The 14284-nt window shown below is 54.0% G+C and carries 9 protein-coding genes and 7 tRNA genes; 13 read left to right on the forward strand and 3 right to left on the reverse strand.

What is annotated here, in order from left to right; all coding sequences use genetic code 11:
* Positions 1-441: 441 nt before the first annotated feature.
* Both glnS and nagE read right to left on the reverse strand, forming a co-directional pair.
* On the reverse strand, positions 442-2109 hold the full coding sequence (glnS, locus tag FFS28_RS06265; RefSeq protein ID WP_137849066.1) for a glutamine--tRNA ligase: 1668 nt from the start codon (positions 2107-2109) through the stop codon (positions 442-444).
* 173 nt (positions 2110-2282) lie between these two features.
* Entirely contained in the window at positions 2283-4232 is a 1950-nt protein-coding gene (nagE, locus tag FFS28_RS06270) for a PTS N-acetyl glucosamine transporter subunit IIABC (protein ID WP_006177165.1), read from the reverse strand.
* A gap of 327 nt (positions 4233-4559) precedes the next feature.
* Between nagE and nagB the strand changes: the two genes are divergently transcribed.
* From nagB to FFS28_RS06335, 12 genes are all read left to right on the forward strand, one after another.
* Positions 4560-5360, forward strand: coding sequence for a glucosamine-6-phosphate deaminase (nagB, locus tag FFS28_RS06275; RefSeq protein ID WP_006177164.1), 801 nt, complete (start codon positions 4560-4562; stop codon positions 5358-5360).
* A 55-nt stretch (positions 5361-5415) separates the two neighbouring features.
* Positions 5416-6564 (forward strand): N-acetylglucosamine-6-phosphate deacetylase, encoded by a 1149-nt coding sequence (gene nagA / locus FFS28_RS06280; protein WP_006177163.1) that lies wholly within the window; start codon positions 5416-5418, stop codon positions 6562-6564.
* A gap of 8 nt (positions 6565-6572) precedes the next feature.
* The gene (gene nagC / locus FFS28_RS06285) at positions 6573-7793 is read left to right on the forward strand and encodes a DNA-binding transcriptional regulator NagC (RefSeq protein WP_006177162.1); all 1221 of its coding nucleotides are present in this window, start codon (positions 6573-6575) and stop codon (positions 7791-7793) included.
* Between the two features lie 46 nt (positions 7794-7839).
* Positions 7840-8592 (forward strand): ribonucleotide monophosphatase NagD, encoded by a 753-nt coding sequence (nagD, locus tag FFS28_RS06290; protein ID WP_006177161.1) that lies wholly within the window; start codon positions 7840-7842, stop codon positions 8590-8592.
* A 249-nt stretch (positions 8593-8841) separates the two neighbouring features.
* On the forward strand, positions 8842-10506 hold the full coding sequence (asnB, locus tag FFS28_RS06295) for an asparagine synthase B (protein ID WP_137849067.1): 1665 nt from the start codon (positions 8842-8844) through the stop codon (positions 10504-10506).
* Positions 10507-10729: 223 nt separating this feature from the next.
* Positions 10730-10806: transfer RNA gene (locus FFS28_RS06305), tRNA-Met, on the forward strand.
* 9 nt (positions 10807-10815) lie between these two features.
* Positions 10816-10900, forward strand: a tRNA-Leu gene (locus FFS28_RS06310).
* Positions 10901-10923: 23 nt separating this feature from the next.
* A tRNA-Gln gene (locus tag FFS28_RS06315) sits at positions 10924-10998 on the forward strand.
* A gap of 33 nt (positions 10999-11031) precedes the next feature.
* A tRNA-Gln gene (locus FFS28_RS06320) sits at positions 11032-11106 on the forward strand.
* Positions 11107-11123: 17 nt separating this feature from the next.
* Positions 11124-11200: transfer RNA gene (locus tag FFS28_RS06325), tRNA-Met, on the forward strand.
* 44 nt (positions 11201-11244) lie between these two features.
* Positions 11245-11319, forward strand: a tRNA-Gln gene (locus FFS28_RS06330).
* A gap of 36 nt (positions 11320-11355) precedes the next feature.
* A tRNA-Gln gene (locus FFS28_RS06335) sits at positions 11356-11430 on the forward strand.
* A 91-nt stretch (positions 11431-11521) separates the two neighbouring features.
* Here FFS28_RS06335 and ubiF read toward each other — a convergent pair.
* On the reverse strand, positions 11522-12697 hold the full coding sequence (ubiF, locus tag FFS28_RS06340; RefSeq protein WP_137849068.1) for a 3-demethoxyubiquinol 3-hydroxylase: 1176 nt from the start codon (positions 12695-12697) through the stop codon (positions 11522-11524).
* 135 nt (positions 12698-12832) lie between these two features.
* Here ubiF and miaB point away from each other — a divergent pair, with 135 nt between their 5' ends.
* Entirely contained in the window at positions 12833-14257 is a 1425-nt protein-coding gene (gene miaB, locus FFS28_RS06345) for a tRNA (N6-isopentenyl adenosine(37)-C2)-methylthiotransferase MiaB (protein WP_006177158.1), read from the forward strand.
* Positions 14258-14284 lie beyond the last annotated feature (27 nt).

Below are 14284 nucleotides of genomic sequence, written 5' to 3' on the forward strand. Positions count from 1 at the left end.
TTCCTCTTTGACGAATTAAAAACGCCTGAACGGCGAAAAATATAAAAGACCTAATGGTCAGGGGTAGTTAGAAATACCCTCGAATTAACTACCGTCTTTAGGTTATTTTTCGCGACGCGAATTATCAATGCTTTTTCGTGGGCAAAACTCAGGATTATGACGAAGTGCACATAATTAGTAGTGCTTTGTAACATTTACGCGGAAGCGAGTAATGGCGGGGGTAAGCGCTATTTTTCAATGATTAAAGGTTAAAAAACCTGTCTGTTAATTCCGCTTTACTGTTTTCGGGTTTATACAAACTTTATTAAAAAAAATAAGTAGCACCGCATTGACCAGTTATTTTGACTTCCGCTAATACAAACGTTCTTTAACGGCATGATCGTTATATAAAAAAACGCCGCAATAAGCGGCGTTTGTTTCTCATTGACCAGTGCAGCGATATTATTCGCCGATTTTGGCCCAGGTATCGCGCAGACCGACAGTACGGTTAAATACCGGTTTTTCCGCAGTGCTGTAGCGGCTGTCCAGGCAGAAGTAACCTTCACGTTCAAACTGGAACGCTTTGCTGATTTCTGCGGCTTTCAGCGACGGCTCGGCAAAGCCCTGCTTGATTACCAGAGATTCCGGGTTAATCGTAGCCAGGAAGTCTTCCGCAGCGCCTGGGTTAGGCACGCTGAACAGACGGTCATACAGGCGGATCTCAACCGGCAGTGCATGCGAGGCGCTCACCCAGTGGATAACGCCCTTCACTTTACGGCCATCTGCCGGGTCTTTACTCAGCGTTTCGGCATCGTAAGAGCAGAAAATGGTGGTGATGTTGCCTTCCGCGTCTTTTTCGACGCGCTCGGCTTTAATTACGTACGCATTACGCAGACGAACTTCTTTGCCCAGCACCAGACGCTTGTACTGCTTGTTGGCTTCTTCGCGGAAATCCGCGCGATCGATCCAAATCTCACCGCTAAACGGCACGTCACGGGTGCCCATTTCAGGCTTGCTCGGATGATTCGGCATCGTCACCATCTCGCTCTCGCCCTGAGGGTAGTTTTCGATAACCAGCTTAACCGGGTCGATCACCGCCATCGCGCGCGGAGCGTTTTCGTTCAGATCTTCACGGATGCAGGATTCCAGAGAGGCAATCTCAATGGTGTTGTCCTGTTTGGTCACGCCAATACGTTTGCAGAACTCGCGGATAGAGGCAGAGGTGTAACCCCGGCGGCGCAGACCAGAGATGGTCGGCATACGCGGGTCATCCCAGCCTTCTACATGCTTGTCGGTCACCAGCAGGTTCAGCTTACGCTTGGACATCACCGTGTATTCCAGATTCAGACGAGAGAACTCGTACTGACGCGGGTGCACAGGGATGGTGATGTTATCCAGCACCCAGTCGTACAGACGACGGTTGTCCTGGAACTCCAGAGTACACAGGGAGTGCGTAATGCCTTCCAGCGCATCGCTGATGCAGTGGGTGAAGTCGTACATCGGGTAGATGCACCACTTGTTCCCGGTCTGGTGGTGTTCCGCAAACTTAATGCGGTACAGCACCGGGTCGCGCATGACGATGAATGGCGAGGCCATATCGATTTTGGCACGCAGACAGGCCTTGCCTTCTTCGAAGCCACCGGCACGCATTTTTTCAAACAGCGCCAGGTTCTCTTCTACGCTGCGGTCGCGGTACGGGCTGTTTTTACCCGGCGCGGTGAGCGAACCGCGGTATTCACGGATTTCATCAGCAGAGAGCTCATCCACATACGCCAGACCTTTATTGATCAGCTCAACCGCATAGGCGAACAGCTGATCAAAATAGTTAGAGGAGTAGCAGATATCGCCCGACCAGTTGAAGCCCAGCCATTGCACGTCGTTCTTGATGGACTCAACGTATTCGATGTCTTCTTTTGCAGGGTTAGTGTCATCGAAACGCAGATTGCACTGCCCCTGGTAGTCTTGTGCGATACCAAAGTTCAGGCAGATAGATTTCGCGTGGCCGATGTGCAGGTAGCCATTTGGCTCCGGCGGGAAACGCGTATGAACCGTGGTGTGCTTACCACTGGCCAGATCTTCATCAATGATCTGACGAATAAAGTTACTCGGGCGGGCTTCTGCCTCACTCATCGTGGATTCCTCAAAGCATAAACAACGTATAACGGCATATGATCTTATAAGCCGGACGTAGTGACAACCTTTAAAACGTCTATTCAGAATAAAATAATGGGGACAATAACCGCAAAAAAAAGCGGCGGAGGTTATCCCCCCGCCGCTTAAGGCATGACTCTACTCAGGAGCGATTACTTGCCTTTAATCTCATACAGTGGGGTTTGGCCCGCAACGACCTGACCTTTCGCCTGAATGACCAGGCCGCTGAAGTCGTCGATGTTGCTGCAAACCACCGGGCTAATCATCGAGCGCGCATTGGCGTTCAGGTAGTCCAGATCCATTTCCAGAATCGGTTGGCCTGCAACCACTTCAGCACCCTCTTCCACCAGGCGAGTAAAGCCCTGGCCGTTCAGCGCCACGGTATCGATACCCATGTGGACAACGATCTCCGCGCCGTTTTCGGTCTCAAGACAGAACGCGTGGTTGGTGTTGAAGATTTTCACGATGGTACCGGCTGCCGGAGACACCACGGTTTTTTCCGTTGGTTTAACAGCGACACCGTCACCGACCGCTTTGCTGGCGAACGCTTCGTCTGGCACCTGCTCAATCGCTACCACTTCACCGGTCACCGGAGAGACCAGGGCAGCGATGGTTACCGCATTTGGCACAGCCTGCGGTTTCACCACCGGAGCGTCAGCCACTGGCGCGCTATCCGTTGAGGCGGCAGCTACCGGCCCACGGGCAACCACTTTTTTCATTTCATCGCCGATAGATTCGGCTTTCGCACCCACGATAACCTGGATGGTTTGTTTGTTCAGTTTTACCACACCAGACGCACCCAGACGTTTGCACATTGCATCGCTGACGCGCGCGGAGTCGGCCACGGTCAGGCGCAGACGGGTAATACAGGCATCAATGGCTTTCAGGTTATCGGTACCACCCACAGCGGCAATGTAGTTGGTTGCCAGCTGGGTTAAACCTTCTTCGGTATTGCTGTTTGCTTCACTGGTCACAACGTCGTCTTTGGTATCTTCGCGGCCCGGCGTCTTCAGGTTAAACATACGAATAACCGCGCTGAACAGAACGAAGTAGATAACGAAGAAGATCAGGCCCATCACCACCAGCATCCAGACGTTGCTGCTTGCCGCCGGCAGGTTGTACATCAACACATAGTCGATGGCGCCTGCTGAGAAGGAGAAGCCAGCGTGGATACCCAGAAGGGTGGCAACGAACAGGCTGATACCGGTCAGGATGGCGTGCATGAGATACAGCAGCGGAGCCAGGAACATGAACAGGAATTCCAGTGGCTCTGTCACGCCGGTCAGGAAGGCCGTAATCGCAACGGACAACAGCATACCGCCAACCATTGGGCGACGCGCTTTCGGCGCAGCCAGGTACATTGCCAGCGCAGCACCAGGCAGACCAAACATCATGATTGGGAAGAAGCCAGACATGAACATGCCCGCGGTGCCGTCGCCTGCGTAGAAGCGGTTAATATCACCGTGGAATACCGCGCCAGCGGCGTTAGTGAATTCACCAATCTGGAACCAGGCGATAGTGTTCAGTACCTGATGCAGACCTGTTGGGATCAGCAGACGGTTGATGAAACCGAAGATACCCGCACCCAGTGCGCCCGCAGAAACGATCCACTCGCCACCCGCATGGATAGCGTGTTGAACAGGTGGCCATACGTAGCCGAAAATGGCGGCGAGGATCAGACAGAAGAAGCCCGTCGCAATCGGTACAAAGCGTTTACCGCCAAAGAAGCTCAGGAAGTCAGGCAGCTTGATACCAGCCCAGCGGTTATAAACAGCACCACCGACCAGACCAGTAATGATACCCGCCAGGACACCCATGTTGATTTCAGGGTTGATGGTTACCATCGCTTTGGTGAGGATGAAGTAACCTACAGCCCCTGCCAGTGCCGCAGCACCAGCACTATCTTTTGACCAGCTTGACGCCACACCGATGGCGAAAATCAGCGCCAGGTTGTCAAAAATTGCGCCGCCAGCCTGGGCAATAAACGGCACGTTAAGAAGATCGGGTTGCCCGAATCGCAGCAGCAGCGCTGCAACCGGTAGCACGGCGATAGGGAGCTGCAAAGCCCTACCGAGGCGCTGGAAAAAACCTAAAATATTCATCCTATTCCCCCTACGAGACCCTTTGTGAAGACTCGCACGTAAACTATGTTTTTTATTGTGTCGACAACGATAGATACCGTTGATGATTCACTGGCATGGTGAGTGTGTGAAAAATTAATTCGTATCGCAAATTAAACACCTATTTTTTGTGAGTTTTGTCACCAAATATCGTTAATCACCCTCCCTTTCACTGGCTAACAGCGAAAACTTATTTTATCATTCAAAAAATCAAGACGGATTGATCCGGCCTGAAGTTTCCAGGTTACGCTTAGTTCAGGCTCCCGTAATCATCCGCCCACTTTATTACTTTAACTTTAGAGGTGAACAATGAGACTGATTCCCCTGGCAACAGCTGAACAGGTCGGTAAATGGGCTGCACGTCATATCGTTAACCGCATTAACGCGTTCAAACCAACGGCAGATCGTCCTTTCGTTCTGGGCCTGCCTACCGGCGGCACCCCGCTGACGGCATACAAAGCGCTGGTTGAAATGCACAAAGCGGGCCAGGTTAGCTTCAAGCATGTTGTGACCTTTAATATGGACGAATATGTGGGCCTGCCGAAGGAGCATCCGGAAAGCTACCACAGCTTCATGCACCGTAACTTCTTTGACCACGTTGATATCCCAGCAGAAAACATTAATCTGCTGAATGGTAACGCGCCCGATATTGACGCAGAATGCCGCCAGTACGAAGAAAAAATCCGCTCTTACGGCAAAATTCACCTGTTTATGGGTGGCGTGGGTAACGATGGTCACATCGCGTTTAACGAGCCAGCCTCTTCTCTGGCTTCCCGTACTCGTATTAAAACCCTGACCCATGACACCCGCGTGGCAAACTCTCGCTTCTTTGATGGCGACGTTAACCAGGTACCAAAATTCGCCCTGACCGTGGGCGTAGGTACCCTGCTGGATGCCGAGGAGGTCATGATTCTGGTGCTGGGCGGCGTGAAAGCGCAGGCGCTCCAGGCAGCCGTTGAAGGCAACGTTAACCATATGTGGACCATCAGCTGCCTGCAGCTGCACCCGAAATCAGTGATCGTGTGTGACGAACCGTCTACGATGGAACTGAAGGTCAAAACGCTGAAATACTTCAACGAGCTAGAAGCAGAAAACATCAAAGGTCTGTAATTTTATCACCGCCCCGTTACGCAGGGGCGGTCGTTTTTTTAAACCGGGGGTCGATATGTACGCTTTAACCCACGGTCGGATTTATACCGGCCATGAAATTCTGGATGACCATGCGATTGTGATCGCTAATGGCCTGATTGAACGTGTTTGCCCGCTGGCCGAGTTGCCGCCGGAGATAGAACAGCGCTCACTCAATGGAGCAATAATCTCCCCCGGTTTCATTGATGTACAGCTCAACGGCTGCGGCGGCGTGCAGTTTAACGACACGCCAGAGGCCGTTACGGTCGAGACGCTGGAAATCATGCAGAAAGCCAACGAGAAATCGGGCTGCACCAGCTATCTGCCTACGCTGATTACCAGCAGCGATGACCTGATGAAGCAGGGTATCCGCGTGATGCGCGACTACCTGGCGAAACACCCTAACCAGGCGCTGGGTCTGCACCTGGAAGGGCCATGGCTGAACATGGTCAAGAAAGGCACGCATAACCCGGATTATGTCCGCAAGCCGGATGCCGAACTGGTTGACTACATGTGCGCGAACGCCGATGTGATCACCAAAGTGACGCTGGCGCCTGAAATGACCGGTACTGAGGTCATCAGCAAACTGGCCGCCGCCGGGATTGTGGTGTCCGCAGGTCACTCCAACGCCACGCTGAAAGAGGCGAAAGCCGGTTTCCGCGCGGGCATTACCTTTGCGACGCACCTCTATAACGCCATGCCGTATATTACCGGTCGCGAACCGGGTCTCGTCGGGGCAATTCTGGACGAGCCAGACGTTTACTGCGGCATTATTGCCGACGGCCTGCACGTTGATTACACCAATATCCGTAATGCGAAACGCCTGAAGGGCGATAAGCTGTGCCTGGTCACCGATGCTACCGCACCGGCAGGGGCAAATATTGAACAGTTCATTTTTGCTGGTAAAACAATATACTACCGTAATGGACTGTGTGTGGATGAAAACGGCACGCTGAGCGGGTCTTCCCTGACAATGATTGAAGGGGTCCGTAACCTCGTCGAGCATTGCGGCATTGCACTTGATGAAGTGCTGCGGATGGCCACGCTTTATCCGGCGCGTGCAATCGGCGTGGATAAACAACTGGGCGGGATTGCACCGGGTATGGTGGCAAACCTGACGGCCTTCACACACGATTATAAAATTATTAAGACCATCGTTAATGGTAACGAGGTCGTCACTGAGTAAGTAAAAGTATGACAACAGGCGGACAAGCTCAAATCGGTAATGTCGATCTCGTTAAACAACTTAACAGCGCGGCAGTTTATCGCCTGATTGACCAGCACGGGCCAATCTCTCGAATTCAGATAGCCGAACAAAGCCAGCTTGCGCCTGCCAGCGTGACAAAAATCACGCGTCAGCTTATTGAGCGCGGTCTGATCAAAGAAGTCGATCAGCAGGCCTCCACCGGGGGGCGCCGCGCTATCTCTATCGTCACCGAAACCCGCAACTTTCAGGCCATCGGCGTCCGTCTTGGCCGCCATGACACCACGCTGACCCTTTACGATCTGAGCAGCAAAGCGATTGCTGAAGAGCACTATCCGCTGCCCGAGCGCACGCAGGAGACGCTGGAACATGCGCTGCTGAACACCATTGCGCTGTTTATGGAAAGCTGCCAGCGCAAGATCCGTGAACTCATTGCCATCTCTGTGATTTTACCCGGCCTCGTCGACCCCGAAAGCGGAGTGATCCGGTATATGCCGCACATTCAGGTGGAGAACTGGGGGCTGGTCGATGCGCTTGAAAAACGGTTCAACGTGACCTGCTTTGTCGGCCACGACATCCGTTCTCTGGCGCTGGCAGAGCACTATTTTGGTGCGAGTCAGGACTGCGAAGACTCTATTCTGGTGCGCGTTCACCGTGGAACCGGGGCAGGCATTATTTCCAATGGCCGTATCTTTATTGGCCGCAACGGCAACGTGGGTGAAATCGGTCATATCCAGGTGGAACCCCTTGGCGAACGCTGCCACTGCGGTAACTTTGGCTGCCTTGAGACCGTTGCCGCCAACGCTGCGATTGAACACCGCGTTCGCCATCTGCTTGAGCAGGGCTATCAAAGCCGCGTCACGCTGGATGACTGTAAAATCGGGGCGATTTGCAAAGCCGCGAATAAAGGCGATGCGCTGGCCTGCGAGGTGATTGAGCAGGTCGGTCGTCATCTGGGCAAAACCATTGCCATTGCCATCAACCTGTTTAACCCGCAAAAAGTGGTCATCGCCGGTGAAATCGTCGAAGCCGAAAAAGTGCTGCTGCCCGCGATTGAAGGCTGCATTAACACCCAGGCGCTGAAGGCATTTCGTCAGAACCTGCCGGTCGTGCGTTCCACGCTGGATCACCGCTCAGCGATCGGCGCGTTTGCGCTGGTGAAGCGCGCCATGCTCAACGGTATTCTGCTCCAGCATTTGCTGGAAAGCTGATCGGACCTTATAGTAATGCCCTCTCTTTTGTGATGTCGGATTGTCCATGACCATTAAGAACGTAATTTGTGATATTGACGGCGTGCTGATGCACGACAACGTTGCCGTGCCGGGTGCTGCGGAGTTTCTTGGCCGTATCATCGACAAAGGAATGCCACTGGTTCTCCTCACGAACTACCCTTCTCAAACTGGTCAGGACCTGGCGAACCGCTTTGCTACCGCGGGCGTTAACGTGCCGGACAGCGTGTTTTACACCTCTGCGATGGCAACGGCTGACTTTCTGAAGCGTCAGGAAGGGAAAAAAGCCTACGTCGTGGGCGAAGGGGCGTTGATCCACGAGCTGTACAAGGCGGGCTTTACCATCACCGATGTGAATCCGGATTTTGTGATCGTCGGTGAAACCCGTTCCTACAACTGGGAAATGATGCACAAGGCTTCCTACTTCGTCGCCAACGGCGCGCGGTTTATCGCCACCAATCCGGATACGCATGGTCGTGGGTTTTACCCGGCCTGCGGCGCGCTGTGCGCCGGTATCGAAAAAATCTCGGGCCGTAAACCGTTCTATGTTGGCAAGCCTAGCCCGTGGATTATCCGTGCGGCGCTGAACACCATGCAGGCGCACTCTGAAGAGACCGTCATCGTCGGCGACAACCTGCGCACCGATATCCTGGCCGGTTTTCAGGCAGGCCTTGAGACCATCCTGGTGCTTTCCGGCGTGTCGACCATTGATGACATCGACAGTATGCCGTTCCGGCCAAGCTGGATTTACCCTTCGGTTAATGAAATCGACATTATCTGACGTCGGACCACGCCTCAAGGCGTGGTTTTTCATTTATAGCGCCTGAAAACCTCACCCCAACTAATAAAAAGCGCAATTCATTGAGAAATCCTCAATAAAAGCACGATCGAGATACGCGTTTTTCAACATTCTGCAATTGTCATTGCACTATTTGCGTTTTAGCCCGTAAAACCCTTGCGCGCCCTGCCCCTTTGCGGCATTTTCATAAGCAAGCAACATCACAATGCAACAGGGTTAACGGAGAAGGTTATGTGTTCAATTTTTGGCGTACTGGATATTAAAACTGACGCGGGTGAACTGCGTAAAAAAGCACTCGAACTGTCCCGCCTGATGCGCCATCGCGGCCCGGACTGGTCCGGCGTTTACGCCAGCGATAAAGCCATCCTTGCGCACGAACGTCTGTCCATTGTTGACGTCAATGCCGGAGCACAGCCGCTGTATAACGAGAAAAAAACGCACGCGCTGGCGGTGAACGGTGAAATCTACAACCATCAGGCCCTGCGCGCTGAATATAGCGACCGCTACGCCTTCCAGACCGGTTCTGACTGCGAAGTGATCCTGGCGCTGTATCAGGAGAAAGGTCCTGAATTCCTCGACGAGCTGCAGGGCATGTTTGCTTTTGCCCTGTACGACAGCGAAAAAGAGGCTTACCTGATTGGCCGTGACCATCTCGGCATTATCCCGCTGTACATGGGGCACGATGAACACGGTAACTTCTATGTCGCCTCTGAAATGAAAGCCCTGGTGCCGGTTTGCCGCACCATCAAAGAGTTCCCGGCGGGCAGCTACCTGTGGAGCCAGGACGGCGAGATCCGCCCGTATTATCATCGCGACTGGTTTGACTATGACGCGGTTAAAGACAACGTCACTGATAAAGCCGAACTGCGTCAGGCGCTGGAAGAGTCCGTGAAAAGCCACCTGATGTCAGACGTGCCGTATGGCGTACTGCTTTCCGGCGGTCTGGACTCCTCCGTGATCTCCGCGATCACCAAGAAGTTCGCCGCACGTCGCGTCGAGGATCAGGAGCGCTCGGAAGCCTGGTGGCCGCAGCTGCACTCCTTTGCCGTCGGCCTGGAAGGGGCACCGGATCTGAAAGCCGCGCAGGAAGTGGCAAATCATCTTGGCACCGTGCATCACGAAATTCACTTCACCGTGCAGGAAGGTCTGGATGCGATCCGCGATGTGATCTATCACATTGAAACCTATGATGTGACGACGATTCGCGCCTCCACGCCGATGTACCTGATGTCCCGTAAGATCAAAGCGATGGGCATTAAGATGGTGCTGTCCGGGGAAGGATCTGACGAAGTGTTTGGCGGCTACCTGTACTTCCACAAAGCGCCGAACGCCAGAGAGCTGCATGAAGAGACCGTGCGCAAGCTGCAGGCACTGCACATGTTTGACTGCGCCCGCGCCAACAAAGCGATGTCGGCCTGGGGCGTTGAAGCCCGCGTCCCGTTCCTCGATAAAAAATTCCTCGACGTCGCGATGCGTATTAACCCGCAGGATAAAATGTGCGGCAACGGTAAAATGGAAAAACATATCCTGCGCGAATGTTTTGAATCTTACCTGCCGGCAAGCGTGGCATGGCGTCAGAAAGAGCAGTTCTCCGATGGCGTGGGTTACAGCTGGATCGACACCCTGAAAGAGGTGGCGGCGAAACAGGTTTCCGATCAGCAACTGGAAACCGCGAGCTTCCGTTTCCCGTACAACACGCCGGGTTCGAAAGAAGCGTATCTGTATCGTGAGATCTTCGAAGAGCTGTTCCCGGTACCGAGCGCTGCTGAATGCGTACCAGGCGGCCCGTCCGTGGCCTGCTCGTCGGCGAAAGCCATCGAGTGGGATGAATCGTTCAAATCGATGAACGATCCGTCAGGGCGTGCGGTAGGCGTTCACCAGTCTGCCTATAAATGATCCCCTGCACCAAAAAAGACCCTGCGGGGTCTTTTTTTTTCCCTGAATTTAACGGTGCAAAATCGATTAATAACCAATAATTGCCGATTATTCGGCCACGCTGTTCGCAACCTAACCAAACAGTCACATTCAGGACATTTTCGTTGAAAAAGGTGTTGACGCTGCAAGGGTCTATACGCATAATGCGCCCCGCAACGCCGATAAGGTAACGCGAAAAAAAGATGGCTACGTAGCTCAGTTGGTTAGAGCACATCACTCATAATGATGGGGTCACAGGTTCGAATCCCGTCGTAGCCACCATCTTTTTTTGCGGGAGTGGCGAAATTGGTAGACGCACCAGATTTAGGTTCTGGCGCCGCAAGGTGTGCGAGTTCAAGTCTCGCCTCCCGCACCATTTCCAGATAAGCGTTGCGCGGATGGGGTATCGCCAAGCGGTAAGGCACCGGTTTTTGATACCGGCATTCCCTGGTTCGAATCCAGGTACCCCAGCCATATTTCTTCGATTTTGCGGTTCTCCGCGGTTATTGGGGTATCGCCAAGCGGTAAGGCACCGGTTTTTGATACCGGCATTCCCTGGTTCGAATCCAGGTACCCCAGCCATCGAAGATTGCAGTACTGGCTACGTAGCTCAGTTGGTTAGAGCACATCACTCATAATGATGGGGTCACAGGTTCGAATCCCGTCGTAGCCACCATATTAGTCATCTGTCGATTTATTCGGTAGACTAGAAAAAATTGTTGGGGTATCGCCAAGCGGTAAGGCTCTGGTTTCTGATACCAGCATTCCGAGGTTCGAATCCTCGTACCCCAGCCAATTTGAAAAGTTGTTAAGCAGCATGTTTAACGCAATTGGGGTGTCGCCAAGCGGTAAGGCACTGGTTTCTGATACCAGCATTCCGGGGTTCGAATCCCTGCACCCCAGCCATTTAAAAACAAATAAGCCCGCTATGCGGGCTTTTTTGTTTTTGTTGTCTGTACAGCCTGATGCCCTCTCCCACGGGGAGAGGGAAAAAAGATTACAGTCCCAGGGCATATTTCAGGGCCTGACGTTTCAGCCCACCGGCACGCTCCGCGGCCATCAATCCAATATTGCGCAAAATACGCACCGGACCCAGCTCATTGCTGAAACCGGCATAGAACAGATCCATCCCCGACTGCATGATAAAGTTATCCGCCATCCGTTGCGTCTGGTAGCGCTTCAGCACCTGCAGACCCGACCAGGGTTCAGCGTGCGCGCGGGCATTGCCCAGCACGTCCAGCAGAGCATCCACGTCGCGGTAGCCCAGATTCACACCCTGCCCCGCCAGCGGATGAATGGTGTGGGCCGCATCGCCCACCAGCACCAGCCCTTCGAGGGCATACTGCAACGCATGGCGGCGCGTGAGTGGGAAGGCCCCCGCGGCAACCGGCGTCACGTTGCCCAGACGACTCGGGAAGTGTTGCTTGATTTCACGCTGCAACTGCTCCATCGAAAGCCCCTGAAGCTGGCGAATGCGCGCCGGTTTGTCGTACCACACCAGCGATGCCCAGTTATCGAACAGGGGCAAGAACGCATGGGGGCCATTCGGGGTAAAGTGCTGCCAGGTGCTCTCGCCGGGTGCATTCTCTGACTGAACGGTGATCAACATGCAGGACTGCGGGTATTGCCAGGCATGGATCCCGATCCCCGCCATCTGCCGGACCTGCGAATTCGCACCGTCCGCGCCGACCACCAGCTTCACGGCCAGCTCGTCATCATTATCCAGGGTCAGCACATAGCCGCTATCGTGGCGGCGTAGCGCCTTGAGAGAGGCGGGCAAACGCAGCGTCACATTAGGGTGCCCCTCCAGCGCCTGCCAGAGTGCCTGCTGGAGCACACTGTTTTCCACCATATACCCCAGGCGCGGCAGCTTCAGCTCGGCGGCGTCAAATGTCACATGGGCATTTTCCCACTCCCAGGTTTCCAGCCGGTTATACGGATGAGCGCGCATCGCCAGCACGGCATCCCACACGCCCAGCCCGCGAAGCAGGTCAACGGACGCGGCGCTGATGGCTGAAATGCGCACGTCCGGTTTGGCGGTCGGGTCAAATGCCGGAGGCGCAGCCTGCTCGATTACCGTTACTTCAAATCCCTGCTGCGCCAGCCCCAGCGCCAGCGCGGCGCCGACCATACCGCCGCCGACAACGGCAACTTCGGTTTGTTGGAGTGTCATGGTCAATTGTCCTTGTTGGAGAATATCTTAAGTTTACCGGATTTTTGGGCGCGTGAGGGTGACAACCTTCATACTGGTCACAACCGCACCAAAGCATTACAATACGCGGCTTGCAATCCTGAGCTGAGCAAGTCGATGACTAAAAAACTCCATATAAAAACCTGGGGCTGTCAGATGAACGAATACGATTCATCGAAGATGGCCGATCTGCTGGATACCACCCACGGATACCAGCTGACTGAAAATCCGAAAGAAGCCGACGTGTTGCTGCTTAACACCTGTTCAATTCGTGAAAAAGCGCAGGAGAAAGTCTTTCACGTATTAGGCCGCTGGAAACTTCTCAAACGAAAAAATCCGGACCTGATTATCGGCGTCGGTGGCTGCGTAGCCTCGCAGGAAGGTAAGCTGATCCGCCAGAGAGCCCCTTATGTGGATATCGTCTTTGGCCCTCAGACCCTGCACCGCCTGCCAGAGATGATCAACCAGGTTCGCGGCAATCGTAGCCCGGTTGTCGACGTGAGCTTCCCGGAGATCGAGAAATTTGACCGTCTGCCAGAGCCGCGTGCGGATGGCCCGACCGCTTTCGTCTCTATCATGGAAGGTTGCAACAAATACTGTACTTACTGCGTGGTGCCTTATACGCGCGGTGAAGAGGTCAGCCGCCCGGCAGACGATATCTTATTTGAAATCGCGCAGCTTGCCGCCCAGGGTGTACGCGAAGTCAACCTGCTTGGCCAGAACGTTAACGCCTGGCGCGGTGAGAACTACGACGGCACCACCGGCAGCTTTGCTGAACTGCTGCGTCTGGTGGCCGCGATTGACGGCATCGACCGTATTCGCTTTACCACCAGCCATCCGATGGAATTTACCGATGACATCATTGATGTCTATCGCGATACGCCGGAGCTGGTGAGCTTCCTGCACCTGCCGATTCAGTGTGGCTCTGACCGCGTGCTGAACCTGATGGGCCGTCCGCATACGGTGCTGGAGTACAAATCCACCATCCGTAAGCTGCGCGAAGCGCGCCCGGATATTCAGATCAGCTCCGACTTTATTGTTGGCTTCCCTGGCGAAACGGCTGATGATTTCGAGCGCACCATGAAGCTCATCGGCGAAGTGAATTTTGACGTCAGCTACAGCTTCATCTTCTCCGCGCGTCCTGGCACGCCTGCAGCCGATATGGTTGACGATGTGCCGGAAGAAGAGAAAAAACAGCGTCTGTACATTCTGCAGGAGCGTATCAACCAGCAGGCTAACGCCTGGAGCCGTCGTATGCTCGGCACCGTTCAGCGTATTCTGGTGGAAGGCACCTCGCGCAAGAGCATCATGGAGCTGTCCGGTCGTACCGAAAATAACCGCGTGGTGAACTTTGAAGGCACGCCGGACATGATCGGTAAATTTGTGGATGTCGAAATTGTCGACGTGCTGACAAACTCCCTGCGTGCGAAGGTGGTGCGTACCGAGGACGAAATGGGTCTGCGCATTGCCGAGACGCCTGAGTCTGTTATCTCGCGTACCCGCAAAGTAAACGATTCTGGCGTGGGCATTTACCAGCCCTAATCCTTCTGGCCTGCCTTTCCGGCAGGC

Origin of the sequence: Enterobacter sp. 2VL, from assembly GCF_005503595.1 — a bacterium.
Classification (GTDB): domain Bacteria; phylum Pseudomonadota; class Gammaproteobacteria; order Enterobacterales; family Enterobacteriaceae; genus Enterobacter; species Enterobacter cancerogenus.